The following is an 18,749-nucleotide window of genomic DNA, read 5'->3' on the forward strand; positions in this document are numbered from 1 at the left end:
AACACTACCGCCATAGTGTTGGTCTCACCAACACCATTAGAGTGGCTGCGCATGGAGGAGATTCCCGAACGCCTCACGGCGAAGCCGAGCTGGCTGATCACGCAGCTGGCCGTGCACGCCCGCCGGCTGGTGTCCGGCGGGTTCGCCGAGGCCGGGGCGCGCGGGTACCACTACCGGATGCTCGCCGCGCTCCACGAGTTCGGGCCGTCGAGCCAAGCCGAGCTCGGCCGCCGGTGCCGCGTGGACCGCAGCGACGTCGTCACGGCCGTCGGCGAGCTGGCCGAACTGGGCTTCGTCGACCGCACCCCGGACCCCGGCCACGGACGCCGCAACCGGATCACGCTCACCGCGGCCGGCACGGCACAGCTGCGGCGCATGGACGAGGTGCTCGACCGCGTGCAGGACGACCTGCTCGCGCCACTGTCCGGGCAGGACCGGCAGACCCTGGCACGCCTGCTCCGCCAGGTCCTCGCCCACCACGAGCCGGACTGACAGCGCCCCAAGGTGGCCTTGGTTGCGTTCAACGCACCGAAGGCCACATTGGGTGCGTTGGACGCACCGAAGGCCACATTGGGGCGCTCGGGCCGACCGGGCGTCAGGCGGCGGGGATCCAGTCCGGGTTCGAGGCGAGCACGATCAGCTGCTGCGTCGCCCGGGTCAGCGCCACGTACAGCACGCGGCGGCCGGTCGTCGACTCCGTGATCAGGTCGATCGGCTCCACCAGCACCACCGCGTCGTACTCCAGGCCCTTCGAATCCAGGCTGCCCACGACCTTGAGCCGCTCTTCCGCGTGGCCCGACAGCCAGCCCGCGACCTCGGGCACCCGGTCCATCGCCGTGATGACGCCGACCGTGCCCTCCACCGCGCCCAGCAGCTCCTTCACCGCCGCCTGCGTCGCCGAGGCCAGGCCGGCCGCCTCCACCGGGCGGACCTCCGGCTCCACCCCAGTGCGGCGGACCGCCACCGGCAGCTCGCCGGCCTCCGCGTGCCCGGCCACGACCTTCGCCGCGAGGTCGAAGATCTCCGCCGAGTTCCGGTAGTTCGTGCGCAGCGTGAACCGCCGCCGGGCCGTCTTGACACCGAACGCCTGGTCCCGCGCCGAAGCCGCCTCCGCCGGGTCGGGCCACGAGCTCTGCACCGGGTCGCCGACCACCGTCCAGCTCGCGTACTTGCCGCGCCTGCCCACCATCCGCCACTGCATCGGCGAAAGGTCCTGCGACTCGTCGACGACCACGTGCGAGTACTCGTCGTAGTGCTCCGGCCGCGTCGGCGCCCGGCCCGAGCGTTCCGGCTCGGCCTCGATCACCTGGCGCCGCTTGCGCTTCGGCGGCGGCCCGAGCAGGACGCGCAGCTCGTCCAGCAGCGCCACGTCCGCGATCGACCAGCCGCGCGACCGGTCCGCGAAGTCCGCGGCCAGCATCGAGATCTCGTGCCGGTTCAGAATGCCCTTCGCCGCCGCGGCCAGCCGCTTCTCCTCGCCCAGCCACTTGAGGATCTGCGCCGGGTACAGCACCGGCCACCAGACGACCAGGAAGCGGTGGAAGTCGATCCGCTCGCCCAGGTCGGTGACCAGCTCGGCGCGGTCGAACGGCCTGCCGTCGTCCTTCGCGTGCTCCTCGGCCTTCGCCGCCAGCGCGTCCAGCAGCATCTCGGCCGCCCGGATCCGCTGCCGGTTCGGCGGCGCGCCCTGCGTGTGGGCCTTGCGGCGGACCTTCTCCAGCTCGCGGGCGTTCAGCTTCAGGACTTCGCCGCGGTAGACGATCCGCATCTCCTCCGGCGCCTCCGGCGGCGTGTCGCGCAGCGCCCGCAGCAGCACCTTCCGCATCCGCAGCGACCCCTTGACAGCGGCGAGCGGCGCCGCGTCCTGCCGCGTCGCCTCCAGGCCGTCGAGGACTTCGCCGAGCGCGCGCAGTTCGACGTTCGTCTCACCCATCGAGGGGAGGACCCGCGAGATGTAGCTGGTGAACACGCCCGAGGGCCCGATCACCAGCACGCCGGCCCCGCCGAGCTGACGCCGGTAGCGGTACAGCAGGTAGGCGGCGCGGTGCAGGGCGACCGCGGTCTTGCCGGTGCCCGGCCCGCCGGTGATCTCGGTGACGCCGCGCCACGGCGCCCGGATGACCTCGTCCTGTTCCTTCTGGATGGTCGCGACGATGTCGCGCATCTTCTCGCCGCGCGAGCGGCCGAGGGCGGCCATCAACGCGCCTTCGCCGACGATCTGCATGTCCTCGGGCACGGCGTCGGCCATCAGGACGTCGTCGTCGACGTCGAGGACGTTCTGGCCCGAGCAGCGGATCACGCGCCGCCGCACGACGTCCATCGGCTCCTCGGCCGTGGCCTGGTAGAACGCGGCCGCGGCCGGCGCGCGCCAGTCCGTGACGAGGTTGTCGAACTCGGCGTCGCGGATGCCGAGCCTGCCGACGTACACGCGCTCGGTGTCGAGGTGGTCGAGCCTGCCGAAGACGAGCCCTTCGTACTCGGCGTCGAGCGACTGCAGCGTCTGGTTGGCGTGGTGGACCATCATGTCGCGCTCGAACAGCATCGACGCCTGCTCGAAGATCGCCTCGCGCTGCGCGCCCTGGCCGATCTCATAGCCCTTCGTGCGCATCGCCTCGGCCTGGATCTTCAGTTCGTCCAGACGGGTGTACACGCGATCGACGTGGGCTTGTTCGATGGCGATCTCGGCCCGTCTGACCCGAGGTTCGGACACGCATGGCTCCTTGACAGCGTTGGGATCGCCTCCGAGGGCGAAGAACGACTCTACGCGGTGGCCCGGGCGGGGACACCCGTGTCCCGGTCATCCGCGCGGCGCGGCGTCCCCCCACAATCGGGGGGTGACCAGGATCGTGGCCGGGACGGCGGGCGGACGGCGGCTGAAGGTGCCGCCGAAGGGCACCCGGCCGACGTCGGAACGCGTGCGGGAAGCCCTGTTCAACGCCCTCGGCACGGCGGGCGAACTGGACGGCAGCCGCGTCCTCGACCTCTACGCCGGGTCCGGCGCGCTCGGCCTCGAAGCGCTCTCCCGCGGCGCGGCGGACGCCCTGTTCGTCGAGTCCGACCGGCGGGCCGTGGACGTCCTGCGCGGCAACGTCGCGGCGCTGGGCCTGGGCGGCACCGTCCGGGCCGGGCAGGTCGAGGCGGTCGTCGCGGCCCCCGCGCCCGCCGCGTTCGACCTCGTGCTCGCCGACCCGCCGTACGCCGTGGACGCGGCCGCGCTCGGGTCCGTGCTGGCCGCGCTGGCCGCGGGCGGCTGGCTGGCGGCGTCGGCACTGGTGGTGATCGAGCGCGCCGCCCGCGACGGCGAGCCGGACTGGCCGCCGGGCTTCGAGCCGACGCGCGCGAAGAAGTACGGCGACACGGCCGTCTTCTGGGCGGAGTACACGGCTGTGTCGTGAATAACGCGGCGGAGACCGGGTGCGGCACGGTAGCGTCCGCGCCATGCGGCGTGCGGTCTGTCCCGGTTCCTACGACCCGGCCACCAACGGCCACCTCGACATCATCGAACGGGCCAGCCGCCTGTTCGACGAGGTCGTCGTCGCGGTGGGGGTGAACCGGTCGAAGAAGGGGCTCTTCGAGGTCTCCGAACGGCTCGACATGCTTCGCGAAATCACCGCGAAGCTCGGCAACGTGCGGGTCGACTCGTGGGAGGGCCTGCTGGTCGACTACTGCCGCGACCACGACATCGCGGCGGTCGCCAAGGGCCTGCGCTCGGTCAGCGACTTCGACTACGAGCTGCAGATGGCGCAGATGAACCGCGAGCTCACCGGCGTCGAGACGCTGCTGATGGCGAACAACCCGGCGTACGGCTTCGTGTCCAGCTCGCTGGTCAAGGAGGTCGCCGCGCTCGGGGGCGACATCGAGCACCTCGTCCCGCCGATCGTCTACGAGCGGCTTTCGGAGAAGTTCCCGAAGCTGGGGAACTGACCCTCCACAGGGGAGCCCGCGGTGTCCGGTTCCCGTCGTTCGGCCCCCTCCGTTCGTCGGGATTTCGGCCCGGTGGTGCGGGAGTTCACGTCGGCGTCTCCTGAGGAACATCCGATCGGGTTACGGTCCGAAAATGACCAACTACCGATCGCGCCTGGCTGCCGTCCTGCTCGCGCTCCTGGCGACGCTGTTCGCCGGGGTCACCACGGCCTCCGCGGCCTCCGCGGTGGCCCCCGCCGTCGTCGCGCAGAACGCCTGCGGGAACCTCGCCGGTTTCTCGCACACGACGCTCTCGGCGCTGCCGCCCGAGGCGACGACGACGTACAACCTGATCCAGACGGACGGGCCGTTCCCGTACCCGGACAACGACGGTGTCGTCTTCGACAACCGCGAAGGCATCCTCCCGGCCTGCGCGTCGGGCTACTACCACGAGTACACGGTGCCGACGCCGGGCTCGACCACCCGTGGCACGCGCCGGATCGTGACCGGCAGCGCCGGCGAGTACTTCTACACCGGTGACCACTACGCCACCTTCAAGGTCATCGACGTCGGCGGCGGCAGCGGCACGCACGCCTGCGGCGACCTCTCGGGCCTGGCGAAGATCGGCTACTCGCAGCTGTCGTCGGCGGCGAAGACCGTCGTGAACAACGTCCGCAGCGGTGCGGCCACCGGCACGACCTACGAGAACCGCGAGGGTGTGCTGCCGTCCTGCGCGTCGGGCTACTACCGGCTCTTCGCCGTCGGCACGAACGACCGCGTGATCTCCGGCAAGGCGGGCGAACTGGCCTACACGCCCGACCGCTACGCCACCTTCAAGCGGATCGACCTGAATTCCTGATCCGTGCAACGCGCCGCGCCCCCTCGTCCGTGAGGTACACCGGGACGAGGACGAGGAGGCGCGATGCGGGCTGCGGACGACGCGGACTTCCGGGAGTTCGCCCGGGCGCGGGCCCTCGCGCTGAGACGGACGGCGTACCTGCTGTGCGGCGACTGGCACCTGGCCGAGGACCTCGTCCAGAACGCACTGGTCAAGCTGTACCGCGTCTGGCCGAGGATCACCCGGCGGGGGCCCGTCGACAACTACGCCCGGCAGGTCCTGCTGCGCTGCTGGCTCGACGAGCAGCGGCGGCCGTGGCGGCGTCGCGAACGCCGTGACGGCGTCGTGCCGGACCAGCCTTCTCCCGCGCCGGAGACCGGGATTTCCGGCCCGCTGCTGCGCGCACTCGCCGAGGTTCCGCCGAAGCAGCGCGCCGCCGTCGTCCTCCGCTACTGCGCCGGCCTGCCGGCGGCGGAGGTCGCGCAGGTGCTGCGCTGCTCGGAGGGAACCGTCCGGAGCCAGGCCGCCCGCGGGCTCGAGACCCTGCGGGGCGTGCTCGAGCACAGCGCGGAGAGGAGCGCGTGATGCACGACCTCGAAACCCGCCTGCGCGAGGTGGACGTCCCGGAACCGCCGCTCGGCTTCGACACCGACGAGGTCGCCGACCGGGCCGCGCGCCACACCCGGCGGCGCTGGGCGGGGATCGCCGTCACGGCCGTCGCGGCGGCTTCCGTGGTGGCCGCGCTCCTCTTCGGCCCCGGACCCGCCCCGGCGCAGCCCGCGGCCCCGCACCTGCCGCCGTCGCCCGCCGAACAGGCGCGGATCAACCAGGCGTTCACCGACGCACTCGCCCGGGTGCTGCCCGGGCGGCGGAGCCTGACCGTGGGCCGGTCGTACTCCGACGCGGTCACCCCGGACCGGATGAGCACGTCGGCCCTGGTCGTCGACGCGGCCGGACGGCCGGGGTCCCTGCAGCTGACGGTCCGCGGCGCACGGAGTTCCCAGCAGGTCGTCCCGGCCGGCCGGGCCTGCTCCGAGCCCGTCCGGGCGACACTCTGCACCCGCTCCCCGCTGCCCGGCGGCCAGGAACTGGTGATGTCCTGGCTGAGTCGCGAGGAAAGCCCGGGGGTCTTCGTGCCGTGGCTGCACGAGGGGTTCCTGTACCGCCCGGACGGCTCGACCGTGACCGTCGTCGTCTTGCCGGAGCTGCCGCTGACCGAGGAGCAGTTCACGCAGGTGATCTCCGATCCGGCCTTCGTGCTGCGGTAGCCACGCCCGGTGCCGGGCGTGGCCGAGGGGGACACGCCCGGTGCCGGTGGCGTTCACCGCTTCGGCGCCCGATGCGGGCAGACTGGGGCACAGCGACAGGGGATTGGAGTTGCCGTGTACCGGGTTTTCGAGGCGCTCGACGAGCTCGTCACGATCGTCGAGGAGGCGCGCGGCGTCCCGATGACGGCCAGCTGCGTGGTGCCCCGGGGGGACGTGCTCGAACTCCTCGACGACGTCCGCGACGCACTGCCGGCGGAGATCGACGACGCCCAGGACGTGCTCGACAAGCGCGACGACCTGATCCACGCGGCCCGCAAGGAGGCCGGCGAGACGGTGGCGGGCGCGAACGCCGAGGCCGAGCGCGCGATCGCCGAGGCCACGGACGAGGCGGAGCGCATCCTCGCCGACGCGCGTGCCCGTGCGGAGCAGATGCTCGCCGACGCGCACGACCAGGCCGACCGCACGGTGGCGGCGGGCCAGGCGGAGTACCAGAACCTCACGGACCGCTCCCGGGCGGAGTCCGAGCGCATGATCCAGGCCGGCCGCGACGCGTACGACCGCGCCATCGAGGACGGCCGCGCGGAGCAGGCCCGCCTGGTCGCCCAGACGGAGGTCGTCCAGGCGGCCCACGCGGAATCGGCGCGGATCGTCGACGAGGCCCACTCGGAGGCCGACCGCCAGCGAGCGGACTGCGACGCGTACGTCGACGGCAAGCTGGCGGAGTTCTCGGAGCTGCTGGCCACGACCCTGCGAACGGTCGACTCGGGGCGCAACCACTTGAGGTCCCCGGCGAACCTGCCCAGCTCGGGCGGGCGGCCGACGTTGTACGACTACCAGGTGTGACGAGCTTCTCAGCCGCTCCCCGTGACTGACCACCGGCTGACGCCGCTCGAGCCGCCCACCCGGGTGCCAGGTCAAAAGGGGTGGCGGCCCGTGCGTACCCTGGACAGGATGTCCGAGAACAAGACCCCCCAGCTCGACGACCGCAGCCCGTGGGTGATCGACACCCGTGAGCTCGGTCGTCACGCCGGCCTCAGCCGCGCCGTCCAGCGCAGCGTGCCGGTGGAGACGCCGCTCGGCGTCCCCGATGTCATCACCATCGAGGCGGGCTCCGAGCTGGAACTCGACCTGCTCCTCGAATCCGTCGTCGAAGGCGTCCTCGTCAGCGGCACGGCGAAAGCCCTGGCGACGGGTACCTGTGCCCGCTGCCTCGACCCGCTGACCGAAGAGGTCGAGGTCGAGGTCCAGGAGCTGTTCGCCTACCCGGGGTCGGTCACGGAGGAGACCACCGACGAGGACGAGATCCCCCGGCTGATCGACGACCGGATCGACCTCGAACCCATCGTGCGCGACGCCGTCGTGCTGGCTCTGCCGCTGGCTCCGCTGTGCACCGAAGACTGCGCCGGGCTCTGCACGGAGTGCGGCGTCAAGTGGGCCGATCTCGAGCCCGGACACGGGCATGAGAAGATAGACCCTCGGTGGGCCGCACTGGTCGAGCGCTTCGACGAGAACGCGGGCGAAAAGCCTGCGCAAGGACCCAGCTGAAAAGAGCAAGCCTGACGAGCGTCCAGCTCGATCCGGTGAGAAAGTTCGCTCGCACCGCGAGCAGACCGTCATAAGGAGATCTACTCGTGGCCGTCCCGAAGCGGAAGATGTCGCGATCCAACACGCGCTCCCGCCGCAGCCAGTGGAAGGCGGCTCCGGTGCAGCTGGTGCCCTGCTCCAACCGCGCCTGCAAGCAGCCGAAGCTCCAGCACATCGCGTGCCCGTCGTGCGGCCAGCACAACGGTCGCCAGGTCGTCGAGCCCGCCTGATCGGGTAGCCGACATGGGGGGCAAGACGCCCGGGGGACCCGCAGCCGATCCGGCGCCGTTGCTCGAAGCGCTCGGGGTCACCCTCGACCCCGAGCTGCTCCGGCTTTCGCTGACCCACCGTTCGTACGCGTACGAAAACGGGGGACTGCCGCCGAACGAGCGGCTGGAGTTCCTCGGTGATGCCGTGCTCGGCCTCGTCGTCACCGATCACCTGTACAACACGCATCCCGACCTGCCCGAAGGTCAGCTCGCGAAGCTCCGCGCCAGCGTCGTCAACATGCACGCACTGGCGCGGGTGGCGCGCGGGCTCGGCGAAGGCGGGCTCGGGGCGCACCTGTTGCTCGGCAAGGGCGAAGAGCTCACCGGCGGCCGGGACAAGGCGAGCATCCTCGCCGACGGGCTGGAGGCGGTGATCGGTGCCGCGTACCTCGAACACGGCATCGAAATCGCGCGCAAGCTCGTGCACCACCTCTTCGACGGCCTGCTCGCCGAAGCGCCGCTGCGCGGGGCCGGGCTCGACTGGAAGACGAGCCTGCAGGAGCTGACCGCGTCGGCCGGTCTCGGCGTGCCCGAGTACAAGGTCGAGGACACCGGGCCGGACCACCGCAAGGAGTTCACGGCCACGGTGCTGGTCGCCGGCCGTCCCCTCGGCCACGGCACCGGGTCGACGAAGAAGGAAGCCGAGCAGAAGGCCGCCGAGACGGCCTGGCGTTCGCTGTCCGCCGAACTCGAGGCGCAGAAGGCCGAACCGGAGTCCTGATCAGCGGGAACCCCCGTTGACTTCCGCCGCCCTCCCTCCGTAGCGTGGTGATCATTCGCCGCGCGTACTCGATGGAGAGGTGGGGCGGATGCGTTCGTTCTTCGTACCCTTGATCGCCGCGGCGCTCGTCGTCGTGCCCGGCCCGGCGGCGTCGGCCGCGCAGGTCAGGGTGACTTCGCTGGCGGCGCTGCAGTCCGCGATGGACAAGGCGAACCCCGGTGACACGATCACCCTCGCCGACGGCACTTACCCGGCGAGCTCGACGCTTTCGATCAAGCGGTCCGGCACCGGTTCGGCACCCGTGACGATCGCCGCGGAGCACTCCGGCCAGGCCACCATCACCGGCTCGAAGACGTTCGCCTTCGCGAGCGGCGTCTCGAACGTGGTGCTGCGCGGGTTCAAGTTCCGCAACGGCGCTTCGCTGAGCGTCCCGGCCGGCGCGTCGAACAACCGCCTGACCCGCAACGACTTCCAGCTCACGACCGACGGCAACTGGGTGACGGTCGGCGGCGACGACACCGTCGTCGACCGCAACGTCTTCCAGAACCGCACCGGGCAGGGCGTGTTCCTGCAGATCCTCGGCCCGTCGGGCGCGATGGCGAAGCGCGTCCACGTGCACCACAACTACTTCTTCAACCACCAGTTCGCCGGCTCGAACGGTGGCGAGTCGATCCGGCTCGGGCTGAGCGACCGCCAGTCGTACACCGCGAACGCCCTGATCGAGCACAACCTGTTCGAGAAGGCCGACGGCGACAGCGAGGCGATCTCCGTCAAGTCGTCCGGCAACGTGGTGCGGTACAACACGATCCGGGACAGCAGGGGCTACATCGTGCTGCGCCACGGCAACCGCAGCACCGTCGAGGGCAACGTGCTCTTCGGCTCCGGCATCCGGTTCCACGGCAACGACCACAAGATCATCGGCAACTACGTGGCGAATTCCGGCGACCGCGCGATCGTGTTCGGCTCCGGTGCCGAAGCCGACAGCGGGCCGGCGAGCAAGCTCCACGACCGGCCCGACCGGGTGACGGTCGCGTACAACACGGTGCTGGGCAGCACGTCGGTGATCGATGGCGACGGCGGGGACTTCAAGCCGAAGGACTGCGTGGTCGCGGACAACATCGTCAAGGGCACCTCGGGGACGCTGGTGACGCTGCCGGCCGGCTCGGTCGTGAAGTACGAGGGCAACATCACCTTCGGTGCTGCGGCGGGGATCCCGTCGCGCAACGTCGACCCGAAGCTCGTCAAGGACGCCGCCGGGCTCTACCGGCTGGGGCCGGGCAGCCCGGCGATCGACACGGGCACGGGGTCGTACCCGTACGCGGCGAAGGACTTCGACCTGCAGGCACGGACGGGCACCTTCGACGTCGGCGCCGACGAGTACTTCGCTTCGGGCGTGACGCGGGTTCCGCTGACGAAGGCGGACGTGGGCCCGGCCGCGCCGTAGCGGCGCCGTTTCGAGAACTGTCGTACCCCGCGGGCACAATGGCCGTATGCCCGAACTCCCCGAGGTCGAAGTCGTCCGCCTGGGCCTGCAGGCGCACGTCGCGGGGCGGACCATCCGCGAGGCGGAGGTCCTGCACCCGCGCGCGATCCGCCGGCACGCCCTGGGTGCGGAGGACTTCACGCAGCGGATCGCCGGCACCCGCGTCGAGGCGGCGCGGCGCCGGGGCAAGTACCTGTGGCTGGAGCTGTCCGACAAGGAGGCGCTGCTGGCCCACCTCGGCATGAGCGGGCAGATGCTGGTCCAGCCGGCGGGCGTGCCGGACGAGAAGCACCTGCGGGTGCGGCTGCGCTTCTACGACGACGGGCCGGAGCTGCGTTTCGTCGACCAGCGGACGTTCGGCGGCCTGGCGCTGGACGACCTCAACGACGTCCTGCTCCCGGACACGATCGCCCACATCGCCCGCGACCCGATGGACCCGGAGTTCGACCTCGACGCGGCGGTGCGCGCGCTGCGGTCGCGGCGCACGGAGGTCAAGCGGGCGCTGCTCGACCAGACGCTGGTGTCGGGCATCGGCAACATCTACGCGGACGAAGCTTTGTGGCGTGCCCGCCTGCACGGGTCCCGGCCGACCGCAAAGCTGACGATGGCGAAGGGACGAGAGCTGCTGTCCGCGGCGTCGGACGTGATGAACGCGGCCCTCGGCGCGGGCGGGACGTCGTTCGACGCGCTGTACGTGAACGTCAACGGGCAGTCGGGGTACTTCGACCGGTCGCTGGACGCGTACGGCCAGGAGGGGATGCCGTGCCGCCGGTGCGGCACGGCGATCCGGCGGGAGCCGTTCATGAACCGTTCGTCGTTCTCGTGCCCGCGGTGCCAGCCGCGGCCGAGGCGAACTCGGGTTGATAAAGGAGGTTCGCCTTTCAGCTAGGATGAATATGCCTGGTAGCTGAGGGAGTGCAACGTGGTCAACGAGCCCGGAAAGTCGACGCTGGCCGACAAGATCGACCGGCTGTTCCACGTGGTCCGCAGGCCCGATCGGGAGCCGTACAGCAACGAAGAGGTCGCCAAGGCCTGCCGCGAAGCGACGGGCGAGAGCTTTTCGACGACGTACTTGTGGCAGCTGCGCACGGGCCGCCGCGACAACCCGACCAAGCGGCACCTCGAGGCACTGGCCCAGTTCTTCGGAGTGCCCCCGGCGTACTTCTTCGACGACGAGCAGAGCCGCAAGATCGCGGAGGAGCTGGCCCTGCTGGGCGCCCTGCGCGACGCGGGGGTGCGGGATCTGGCGTTGCGCGCGGTGACACTGTCCTCGGACGGCCTGGACACGATCAGCGACATGATCGACGCCATCGCCCGCAGAGAGGCCGGCCGCGGCGGCCCGAAGAAGGAGAGCTGAGGGTGGCGGTGGCCCGGCCCGCGGGCCGGGGTGTGGTCGCGGATCGCCGAGCCGGCTGGGGAGCTGTTCGCGGGGCGCTGTGTCCGCGCTCGTGTGTGGGGGCGCGGGCTTGAGGGGGTCGCGTCGAGTCGTGGGTGGGGTTGCCGCTCGCGGGACGCGCGGGTTGCGGGATTTGCGCCGACGCCGCGGGCGGGCTGCGGTATGCGGGAACTCGTGTGCCGGGGGCGGGCGGTGGAGTGTCGCGCCGAGTCGTGGGTGGGTTCCGAGTTCCGGTTCGCCGGACCTCCCACCCGGGGCCGCGGCCGGTGCCTGCGCGTCGGTTGGCGGGCGTGCCGGGTATCGTCGCGAGTCGCCGTTCCGGCCGCCGAGCCGGTTGCGGGGAACCGTTTTCTGCGTCCGTGCGTCGGATTTTTCCCCGGCCGCGCAACCACCGGCGCTCTGCCGCGTTGATCCGGCTGGAACCGTTCGGCTGCGGCGTGGTGGAGGAGGGCTGAGGTGGCGCGACCATCGTGGCGGTGGCGGCGACCGGCTCGCTCGCTCTGGCGGCGGGCCCGTCAGGTGGCCGATGGCGTCAGCCTGCCCGAACCGTTCGATGCCGAGGACTTCGTCGCGGGCCTGGCCGCCGCGCGCGGGCGCCCCATCGAACTGATGCCGGTCAGCGCGCCCGAAGGTGCTCCGTGCGGGTTGCTGATGAGCACCGAACGCGCCGACTACATCCTCTACCCGACCAACACGACCGCGCTGCACCGGCGGCACATCCTGCTGCACGAGGTCGGGCACCTGCTGTGCGGCCACGTCGGCGCCGGGGCCGGGGCCGACGGCATCGCCGTCGACGCCGCCATCGATGCCGCCGCCGGACGGCAGCTCATGCCGAACCTGTCGCCCGAGCTCGTCCGGCGCGTGCTCGGGCGCACCACCTACTCGGAGGTCGAAGAGCGCGAAGCCGAGCTCGTCGCGAGCCTGCTCGCGCAGCGCGTCGTCCGGCCCGCGGAGCCGCCGCGCGAACCCGCGCCCGGTGTCCCGGACGGCGTGCGGCGCTTCGATTCCGTGTTCGGCCGCCGTACGCCGTGATCGAAACCCTCGCCTACTACCTGTGCCTGGCGGCCTTCGCCGGGTTCGGGTACAAGCTGATCGAGGCGCGCGGCAGCCAGCCGGTGCGCACCATGTGGTTCCTCGCCGGCTTCGGCGTCTGCATCGCCGCCGGCATCGTCGTGCTGACGCCGGCGATGTCGGCCCTCGCCGGCCCGGGGCCGGTGGCCGAATGGGTGCTGAGCCTGGCCGGCGACGAACTGAAGCTGGGCGCGATCGGGTTCGCGGTGGCGTTCACGCAGTCGGTGTGGCGCGGCGAAGGCGCGCGGCTCGCGCCGCACGCGCTGTTCACCGGAGCGACGATGGTGCTCCTCGCGGTGTCCTTCGCCCTTTCCGAACCGCGGCGCGTGGGCGACGACACGGTCTTCGCGGACGCCGGCCTGCCGTTCGCCCTGGCCGACAAGGTGTTGTTCCTGGTCTACAGCCTGATCAGCCTCGGCCTGCTGTTCGCGGTGTTCGCCCGCAGTGCGTGGCACGCGGAGCCGGGACCGTTGCGCACGGGGCTGTGGCTGCTGGTCGTCGGGGTGGGCGCGGCGACCGCGTGGACGTTCTGGGACGTCGACGACGTCGTGCAGCTCGCGCGGACGGCCCGGATCGGCGCCCGTGAGGACCTGCCGTCCTCGGTGCTCGCGGCGGTGACGGTCGGTTTCGTGGCGGCCGGGGCGACGCTCAGCGCGTGGTCGCCGGCGGTGGCGTCGGTGATCGGCCGGGTTCGCGCGTACCGGGCGTACCGCCGCATCGAGCCGCTGTGGACGGCGTTGCGCACGGCGGTCCCCGGTATCGCCCTCGACCCGGGCCGCGAACTGGCAGGCGGCGCGGAGTTCGCGCTGTACCGCAGGGTCATCGAAATCCGCGACGGCCACCTGGCCCTGCGAGCCCACTTCGACCCGGACCTCCCGGCCCGCGCCGAGGCGGCGGCGCGCCGGGCGGGCGTCCGCGAGGCGGAGGTGGCGGCCACGGTGGAGGCGGTCACCCTGGCAGCGGCGATCGAGGCAGGCCGCACGGGACGCCGCTTCGCACGCGAACCGGACCACCCCGCGGAACCGGACACGGAACCGGACACGGAAGCGGACGTGGCGGCCGAGGCGGCCTGGCTGGTCCAGGTGAGCCGCGCATGGCGCCGCCGCGACGCGGTGGCGCAGCGAGTCCGCACATCAGCATCCACCTGACCTGGCCCTGGCCCCAAACGCCCCAAGGCCACATTGGGTGCGTTCAACGCACCGAAGGCCACATTGGGTGCGTTCAACGCACCGAAGGCCACATTGGGTGCGTTGGACGCACCGAAGGCCACATTGGGTGCGTTGGACGCACCGAAGGCCACATTGGGTGCGTTGGACGCACCGAAGGCCACATTGGGTGCGTTGAGCGCACCGAAGGCCACATTGGGGCGCATGGGGAGCTCGTGATCAGCGCGGGTAGCGAGCCCCGTTCACCGTCACCCTCAGGGTGTACAGGGAACTCGAAGCCGTGATGAACAGCTCGTTTCCCCTCGCTCCGCCGAACGTGAAGTTCGAACAGACCTCCGGGATCCGCAGCTTCCCGATCCTCGTCCCGTCTGCGGCGAAACAGTGCAGACCGTCGTGGGCTGCCGCCCATACCTGGCCTTCGCTGTCGACCCTCACTCCGTCGAAGCCGCCGCTGTCGCTCGTGGCGAAGATTTCGCCGCCCGTCAGCTTTCCGTCCGCGCCGACCGCGAACACCCGGAGGTGGCTCGGCTTCTGGCGCGTGTCCGCGATGTACAGCCGCGACTCGTCGGCCGAGAACGCCAGGCCGTTCGGCCGGGAGAAGTCGTCCGCGACGATCGTCACCGAGCCGTCCGGGGCGGCCCGGTACACGTGGCACGCGCCGATCTCGCTCTTGGCCCGGTACCCCTCGTAATCGCTGTCGATTCCGTAACTCGGGTCGGTGAACCAGATGGACCCGTCCGAGTGCTCGATCACGTCGTTCGGGCTGTTCAGCCGCTTCCCCCGGTACTCCGCCGCCAGCACCGTGATCGAGCCGTCGTGTTCGGTGCGCGTCACACGGCGGCGGCCCTGCTCGCAGCTGACCAGCCGGCCCTGCCGGTCCACCGTGTGGCCGTTCGCGTACCCGGACGGGTGACGGAAGACGCCGACCTGGCCCGTCGTCTCGTCCCAGCGCAGCGTGCGGTCGTTCGGGATGTCGCTGAACACCAGGTAGCGGCCGGCCGGGAAGTACGCCGGCCCTTCCGTCCAGCGGCAGCCCGTGTGCAGGCGCTGCGTCCACTCGTCGCCGTTGACGCGCGTGAACCGCTCGTCCAGCACCTGGAACTCCGTCTTGATCCGGTCCATCGCTCATCTCCCCATCAAATTCTGTCAAAAGAATGCATGACCGAACCTGATATGGTCAAGTCGTGGATGAAGTAGATCGCATCTTGTTGACTGAGCTTCAGCGCGACGCGACGCAGGCGTACGCCGCCCTCGGCAAGGCCGTCGGGCTCTCCGCGGGCGCGGCCCACGAACGCGTGCGCAAGCTCCGGGAGCAGGACGTCATCCGGCGGACCACCGTGGACGTCGACCCGGCCGCGGTCGGCCGGGGGGTCGCGGCCTTCGTGCTCGTCGAAGCGAACGCCTGGATGGGCGACCGTCCGGTGCGCGAAGCCCTCGAAGCGCTGCCCGAAGTCGTCGAGGCCCACGTCATCGCGGGCCCGGCGTCGCTGCTGGTCAAGGTGCGCACGGCCACGACCGAGGACCTCCAGGCGTCGCTGCGGCGGCTCTTCGCGATCGACGGCGTCACCGGCACGCAGACGATCGTGGTCCTCGAATCCTTCTTCGAACGGCCGGTCGACACCCGGGCCTGAACGCGACGACACGCGCACCCGAACCTCCGCCGTGCACACTACTGCGCAATGCGTGGTACCTTCCCATGCGTACGACTGGAGGGTGCAGTGGAGATCAGTCAGCTGCTCAAGGGCGTGCTCGATCTCGCCGTCCTCGCGGTGCTCCGCGAAGAAGACGGCTACGGGTACGACGTATTGCGAAGACTCCGGGCCGCCGGCCTGGACGAGGTGGGGGACGCTTCGGTGTACGGGACGTTGCGCAGGCTCTACAAGGCCGGCCTGCTGACCTCGTACGTGGTGCCCAGCGAAGAGGGTCCCCACCGCAAGTACTACAGCCTGAACGAACCGGGCCGGGCCCGGCTGGCGGAGTCCGGCAAGACGTGGCAGAGCTTCGCATCGACGATGAACGTGCTTTTGGGAGAGGCAGCATGAGCGACAAGCCGACCGCCGTGCGGGTGTATCTGGCGCGGGTCCGGACCGCGCTCGCCGACCTGCCCGCGAGCGAGATCGAAGAGATCCTCGAGGACGTCCGCCCGCACCTGGCGGAACTGGAGGCCGAGCTCGGGGAGGGTGCCCGCGTCGAGGCCCTCATCGAACGGCTCGGCTCGCCGGAGAGCTACGCCGCCGAGCTGCGTGCGTCCGGCGGGTACCCGGCGCCGGGGGAGGGCGCCACGCAGGTGCTCACCACCACCGCCGCGCCCAGCCTGGTGAAACCGCGGATCGCGTTGTGGGGCCTGGTGTTCTGTGCGCTGGCGTTCGCGCTGCTCGCGTTCGGTGCCGCCGTGACCGTCAACCCCGACGTGCTGATCGGCCTGCTGGTCTTCGCGCCGGTGTTCCTCGTCAGCCTGGTCCTGCTGCTGCGCGGCGGGGTCGAGCCGGTGCTGGCGCTGCCGGAAGCCGGCTGGCTGCGGGCCACCATGGCCAAGGGGCGCGAGCAGGAGGACGCCGGCAAGCTCCTGCGCTACCTCGGTTCGCTCAAACCGGCGTGGTGGGTGCTGTGCGCGGTCGTGCTGGTCGCGTTCGGGCTGCTGTTCATGCTGCGGCACCGGAGTGCGGTGCTGCTGCTGCCGTTCCTGGTCCTCGCGGCCGTGGCGGCCCTGTGGGCGGGCCCGCGGGTGCGCGGCGACCGGCGGCTGCTGTGGGTGGCCGTGCCGGTCTCGGCGTTCGTCATCGGCGGCGCGCTCGGCGGGTTCGGCGCCGCGATCGACCTCTTCTCCCGCGGCGGGTCTTCGAGCCCGCCGTCGTACTACACGTCGTCATCCGACGGCTACGGCAACGACCAGCTGACCTACGGCGGCCGCGACGTCGAGAACGTCTACGCCTTCGACGCCGAAGGCAAGCCGCTGACGGAGGTCTACCTCTACGACGAAGAGGGCAGGCCGCTCACGCTGACCCGCTACGGCTGCGAGCGCGCCAGCGGCAGCCGGCAGAAGATCGGCGAGGACAACCGGTTCCCCCGGCCGAAGATCGAGCAGGGCGTCACCGACGACCAGGGCAACTACAACGGTTACAACGGCTACCGCGGCTCCTGCCGCGAGCTGGGGGGCGTGCCGTTCAGCGCGGCCATCCCGAAGGTGACGGTGCCGCCCACGACCACCTCGTCGCCCGCGCCGGCCTCGCCGACGCCGACGCGGTAGGGGACGAACGCGCCCGAGCGGCGGTCGGGGCCGCTCGGGCGCGTTCACCCGTTCCGAACGCGCCTGAAACGCCGGGCGAACGCGAGCGTGCTGAGCTGGGCGGGTGACGCCATCCACGGACCGTTTCGCCCCGCGCACCCGGGTCGTCCACGGGTACGAGCGCGCCTACCGGATGGCCGGGCGCGGGCCGGCCCTGCTCTTCCTGCACGGCATCGGCGACGACTCGTCGACCTGGCTGGACCTGCTGGCGTCGCTGTCGGCCGACTTCACGGTGATCGCGCCGGACCTGCTCGGCCACGGCTCTTCGGCCAAGCCGCGCGCGGACTACTCGGTGGCGGCCTACGCGTGCGGCATGCGCGACCTGCTGACCACCCTCGACGTCGACCGGGTGACGGTGGTCGGGCACTCGCTCGGCGGCGGCGTCGCGATGCAGTTCGCCTACCAGTTCCCGGAACGGTGCGAACGGCTCGTGCTGGTCGGCTCGGGTGGGGTCGGGGCGGGTGTCCACCCGCTGCTGCGCCTGGCCGCGGCGCCGGGGGCGGGGCTGGTGCTGCCGCTGCTGGGGACGCCGCCCGCGGTGGCGGTGCTGCGCGGGTTCGCCGGGCTGCTGCGGGTCATCGACGATGCGGACCTCGACTACGTGCTGGCCCGGTACGTGCGGCTGGTCGAGCCGGGCACGCGCTCGGCGTTCCTGCGGACGCTGCGCTCGGTCGTCGACTGGCGCGGGCAGGTGGTCAACATGCTGGACCGGTGCTATCTGACCCAGGGCATCCCGACGCTGCTCGTGTGGGGCACGGAGGACCGGGTGGTGCCGAGCGGCCACGCGCTGCGTGCGCACCGGGCGATGCCGGGCAGCAGGCTGGTCCTCTTCGAGGGCGCGGGCCACTTCCCGCACCGGGCGGATCCGGAGCGGTTCCTGGAGATCCTGCGCGAGTTCCTGGCGGAGACGCCGCCGGCGCGGTATGACCGGGCGCGGTGGGGGCAGCTGCTGCGCGCGGGCCGTCCGGCGGAAGCTCCCGAGACGGCGGGGTACCCGGACGTGCCGTCGGTGTCGTCGGGGACCTGAGCAGCCCCCGTTTTCCACGCTGCCGGCGGGCACCGACGGTTTCCGGGGTGGCCGGCGGAGTTGTCCCCAGGCACGGCGAAGGCCGCCTCCCGGGGGAGGCGGCCTTCGGTCTTCCGATGGGTCAGTGGCCGAACGCGCTGCGTGCCGCGAGGTCCGCCAGCAGGGCGCGGCCCTTCTCGGCGTTGCGGGGCTGGGACAGGACGTCGTAGCGGCGGGCCACCAGCTGGCTCTGCGAGATGAACCCGCGCTTGTTGCGGTTCACCGCGTAGCCCAGCGCGCCGAAGAGCAGGTTGAACCCGAGACCGGCGACGAGGCCGATCACGATCGGGACCATGCCCGCACCCGGGTTCAGCAGGCTGAGCATCAGGCCGAGGAACAGGCCGAACAGCGCACCGGACGTCGCCGCGCTGCCGAGGACCTTGCCCCAGGACATCTTGCCCGCGACCCGCTCGACGAGCATCGGTTCCACGCCCACGATCGTGACGTCGGTGACGGGGAAGTCCGCGCCCGCGAGGTGGTCGACCGCCCGCTGTGCCTGCTCGTAGGACTCGTACGAACCGATCGGCCAGCCGGTGGGCAGGGTCGGCAGCTGGGGCCGGGCCTGCTGCTGTCCGATCGTGGTCTGCTGCGTGAATGCTGTGGTCATCGATCTCACCTCTCTTGTCCTGTCCAACGTGCGGCGGTCCCGGTTTCCTCCCGCGCGGGCGAATTCACAGACTCTTCTCAGCCGGGCAAGG

The 18,749-nt window shown here is 71.4% G+C and carries 22 protein-coding genes; 19 read left to right on the top strand and 3 right to left on the bottom strand.

All coding sequences use genetic code 11. The features are described 5' to 3' along the window. Nucleotides 1–51 precede the first annotated feature (51 nt). Nucleotides 52–492 carry a MarR family winged helix-turn-helix transcriptional regulator gene (locus tag ACLJQE_RS26235; RefSeq protein ID WP_410642008.1) on the top strand — a complete coding sequence of 147 codons (441 nt, stop codon included), beginning with the start codon at nt 52–54 and terminating at the stop codon, nt 490–492. Between the two features lie 103 nt (nt 493–595). On the opposite strand, the gene ACLJQE_RS26240 is transcribed toward ACLJQE_RS26235, so the two are convergent. After that, nucleotides 596–2,710 (bottom strand): HelD family protein, encoded by a 2,115-nt coding sequence (locus ACLJQE_RS26240; RefSeq protein WP_410642009.1) that lies wholly within the window; start codon nt 2,708–2,710, stop codon nt 596–598. 124 nt (nt 2,711–2,834) lie between these two features. On the opposite strand from ACLJQE_RS26240, the gene rsmD reads away from it, so the two are divergent. The 14 genes from rsmD (at nt 2,835) to ACLJQE_RS26310 (ending at nt 13,681) form a co-directional block, all read left to right on the top strand. After that, nucleotides 2,835–3,395, top strand: coding sequence for a 16S rRNA (guanine(966)-N(2))-methyltransferase RsmD (rsmD, locus tag ACLJQE_RS26245; RefSeq protein WP_410642010.1), 561 nt, complete (start codon nt 2,835–2,837; stop codon nt 3,393–3,395). A 43-nt stretch (nt 3,396–3,438) separates the two neighbouring features. Beyond that, nucleotides 3,439–3,924 carry a pantetheine-phosphate adenylyltransferase gene (gene coaD / locus ACLJQE_RS26250; protein WP_410642011.1) on the top strand — a complete coding sequence of 162 codons (486 nt, stop codon included), beginning with the start codon at nt 3,439–3,441 and terminating at the stop codon, nt 3,922–3,924. Nucleotides 3,925–4,057: 133 nt separating this feature from the next. Then, complete coding sequence (locus ACLJQE_RS26255) at nt 4,058–4,762, top strand: ribonuclease domain-containing protein (protein WP_410642012.1); 705 nt, start codon at nt 4,058–4,060, stop codon at nt 4,760–4,762. Between the two features lie 63 nt (nt 4,763–4,825). Further along, nucleotides 4,826–5,326: a SigE family RNA polymerase sigma factor gene (locus tag ACLJQE_RS26260; protein ID WP_410642013.1), complete on the top strand. Its 501-nt coding sequence runs from the start codon at nt 4,826–4,828 to the stop codon at nt 5,324–5,326. Then, nucleotides 5,326–6,009, top strand: coding sequence for a hypothetical protein (locus ACLJQE_RS26265; protein WP_410642014.1), 684 nt, complete (start codon nt 5,326–5,328; stop codon nt 6,007–6,009). The genes ACLJQE_RS26260 and ACLJQE_RS26265 overlap by 1 nt, the downstream gene beginning before the upstream one ends. A gap of 114 nt (nt 6,010–6,123) precedes the next feature. Beyond that, nucleotides 6,124–6,852: a DivIVA domain-containing protein gene (locus tag ACLJQE_RS26270; protein ID WP_410642015.1), complete on the top strand. Its 729-nt coding sequence runs from the start codon at nt 6,124–6,126 to the stop codon at nt 6,850–6,852. A 108-nt stretch (nt 6,853–6,960) separates the two neighbouring features. After that, on the top strand, nt 6,961–7,554 hold the full coding sequence (locus ACLJQE_RS26275) for a YceD family protein (RefSeq protein WP_410642016.1): 594 nt from the start codon (nt 6,961–6,963) through the stop codon (nt 7,552–7,554). 86 nt (nt 7,555–7,640) lie between these two features. Next, a complete protein-coding gene (gene rpmF / locus ACLJQE_RS26280) occupies nt 7,641–7,823 on the top strand; it encodes a 50S ribosomal protein L32 (RefSeq protein ID WP_013223689.1) in 183 nt (60 codons plus the stop codon). A gap of 13 nt (nt 7,824–7,836) precedes the next feature. Beyond that, the gene (rnc, locus tag ACLJQE_RS26285; protein WP_410642017.1) at nt 7,837–8,583 is read left to right on the top strand and encodes a ribonuclease III; all 747 of its coding nucleotides are present in this window, start codon (nt 7,837–7,839) and stop codon (nt 8,581–8,583) included. A gap of 88 nt (nt 8,584–8,671) precedes the next feature. Continuing rightward, the gene (locus ACLJQE_RS26290) at nt 8,672–10,027 is read left to right on the top strand and encodes a polysaccharide lyase 6 family protein (protein ID WP_410642018.1); all 1,356 of its coding nucleotides are present in this window, start codon (nt 8,672–8,674) and stop codon (nt 10,025–10,027) included. 46 nt (nt 10,028–10,073) lie between these two features. Further along, nucleotides 10,074–10,955 (top strand): bifunctional DNA-formamidopyrimidine glycosylase/DNA-(apurinic or apyrimidinic site) lyase, encoded by an 882-nt coding sequence (gene mutM / locus ACLJQE_RS26295; protein ID WP_410642019.1) that lies wholly within the window; start codon nt 10,074–10,076, stop codon nt 10,953–10,955. Between the two features lie 33 nt (nt 10,956–10,988). Further along, a complete protein-coding gene (locus tag ACLJQE_RS26300; RefSeq protein ID WP_410642020.1) occupies nt 10,989–11,423 on the top strand; it encodes a helix-turn-helix domain-containing protein in 435 nt (144 codons plus the stop codon). A gap of 495 nt (nt 11,424–11,918) precedes the next feature. After that, nucleotides 11,919–12,494 (top strand): hypothetical protein, encoded by a 576-nt coding sequence (locus tag ACLJQE_RS26305; RefSeq protein WP_410642021.1) that lies wholly within the window; start codon nt 11,919–11,921, stop codon nt 12,492–12,494. Then, the gene (locus ACLJQE_RS26310; protein ID WP_410642022.1) at nt 12,491–13,681 is read left to right on the top strand and encodes an MAB_1171c family putative transporter; all 1,191 of its coding nucleotides are present in this window, start codon (nt 12,491–12,493) and stop codon (nt 13,679–13,681) included. Before ACLJQE_RS26305 ends, ACLJQE_RS26310 begins: the two co-directional genes overlap by 4 nt. 237 nt (nt 13,682–13,918) lie before the next feature. Here ACLJQE_RS26310 and ACLJQE_RS26315 read toward each other — a convergent pair whose 3' ends face one another. Beyond that, the gene (locus ACLJQE_RS26315; protein WP_410642023.1) at nt 13,919–14,821 is read right to left on the bottom strand and encodes an SMP-30/gluconolactonase/LRE family protein; all 903 of its coding nucleotides are present in this window, start codon (nt 14,819–14,821) and stop codon (nt 13,919–13,921) included. 62 nt (nt 14,822–14,883) lie between these two features. On the opposite strand from ACLJQE_RS26315, the gene ACLJQE_RS26320 reads away from it, so the two are divergent. The 4 genes from ACLJQE_RS26320 to ACLJQE_RS26335 all read left to right on the top strand — a co-directional run bounded on the left by ACLJQE_RS26320 (nt 14,884) and on the right by ACLJQE_RS26335 (nt 18,012). Beyond that, nucleotides 14,884–15,330, top strand: coding sequence for an Lrp/AsnC family transcriptional regulator (locus tag ACLJQE_RS26320; protein WP_410642024.1), 447 nt, complete (start codon nt 14,884–14,886; stop codon nt 15,328–15,330). An 87-nt stretch (nt 15,331–15,417) separates the two neighbouring features. After that, complete coding sequence (locus ACLJQE_RS26325; RefSeq protein ID WP_086843254.1) at nt 15,418–15,741, top strand: PadR family transcriptional regulator; 324 nt, start codon at nt 15,418–15,420, stop codon at nt 15,739–15,741. Beyond that, nucleotides 15,738–16,946: a DUF1700 domain-containing protein gene (locus tag ACLJQE_RS26330; protein ID WP_410642025.1), complete on the top strand. Its 1,209-nt coding sequence runs from the start codon at nt 15,738–15,740 to the stop codon at nt 16,944–16,946. Before ACLJQE_RS26325 ends, ACLJQE_RS26330 begins: the two co-directional genes overlap by 4 nt. Before the next feature lie 103 nt (nt 16,947–17,049). Continuing rightward, nucleotides 17,050–18,012: an alpha/beta fold hydrolase gene (locus ACLJQE_RS26335; protein ID WP_410642026.1), complete on the top strand. Its 963-nt coding sequence runs from the start codon at nt 17,050–17,052 to the stop codon at nt 18,010–18,012. Between the two features lie 121 nt (nt 18,013–18,133). Here the strand turns inward: ACLJQE_RS26335 and ACLJQE_RS26340 are convergent, their stop codons facing one another. Further along, nucleotides 18,134–18,658, bottom strand: coding sequence for a general stress protein (locus ACLJQE_RS26340; protein ID WP_410642027.1), 525 nt, complete (start codon nt 18,656–18,658; stop codon nt 18,134–18,136). Nucleotides 18,659–18,749 lie beyond the last annotated feature (91 nt).

Origin of the sequence: Amycolatopsis sp. lyj-346 (assembly GCF_046548975.1) — a bacterium.
Classification (GTDB): domain Bacteria; phylum Actinomycetota; class Actinomycetes; order Mycobacteriales; family Pseudonocardiaceae; genus Amycolatopsis.

Coding starts and splice junctions, on each gene's coding strand:
- ACLJQE_RS26235 (WP_410642008.1), top strand. CDS start 52: ATGGAGGAGATTCCCGAACGCCTCACGGCGAAGCCGAGCTGGCTGATC.
- coaD (WP_410642011.1), top strand. CDS start 3,439: ATGCGGCGTGCGGTCTGTCCCGGTTCCTACGACCCGGCCACCAACGGC.
- ACLJQE_RS26255 (WP_410642012.1), top strand. CDS start 4,058: ATGACCAACTACCGATCGCGCCTGGCTGCCGTCCTGCTCGCGCTCCTG.
- ACLJQE_RS26260 (WP_410642013.1), top strand. CDS start 4,826: ATGCGGGCTGCGGACGACGCGGACTTCCGGGAGTTCGCCCGGGCGCGG.
- ACLJQE_RS26265 (WP_410642014.1), top strand. CDS start 5,326: ATGCACGACCTCGAAACCCGCCTGCGCGAGGTGGACGTCCCGGAACCG.
- ACLJQE_RS26275 (WP_410642016.1), top strand. CDS start 6,961: ATGTCCGAGAACAAGACCCCCCAGCTCGACGACCGCAGCCCGTGGGTG.
- rnc (WP_410642017.1), top strand. CDS start 7,837: ATGGGGGGCAAGACGCCCGGGGGACCCGCAGCCGATCCGGCGCCGTTG.
- ACLJQE_RS26290 (WP_410642018.1), top strand. CDS start 8,672: ATGCGTTCGTTCTTCGTACCCTTGATCGCCGCGGCGCTCGTCGTCGTG.
- mutM (WP_410642019.1), top strand. CDS start 10,074: ATGCCCGAACTCCCCGAGGTCGAAGTCGTCCGCCTGGGCCTGCAGGCG.
- ACLJQE_RS26315 (WP_410642023.1), bottom strand. CDS start 14,821: ATGGACCGGATCAAGACGGAGTTCCAGGTGCTGGACGAGCGGTTCACG.
- ACLJQE_RS26330 (WP_410642025.1), top strand. CDS start 15,738: ATGAGCGACAAGCCGACCGCCGTGCGGGTGTATCTGGCGCGGGTCCGG.
- ACLJQE_RS26340 (WP_410642027.1), bottom strand. CDS start 18,658: ATGACCACAGCATTCACGCAGCAGACCACGATCGGACAGCAGCAGGCC.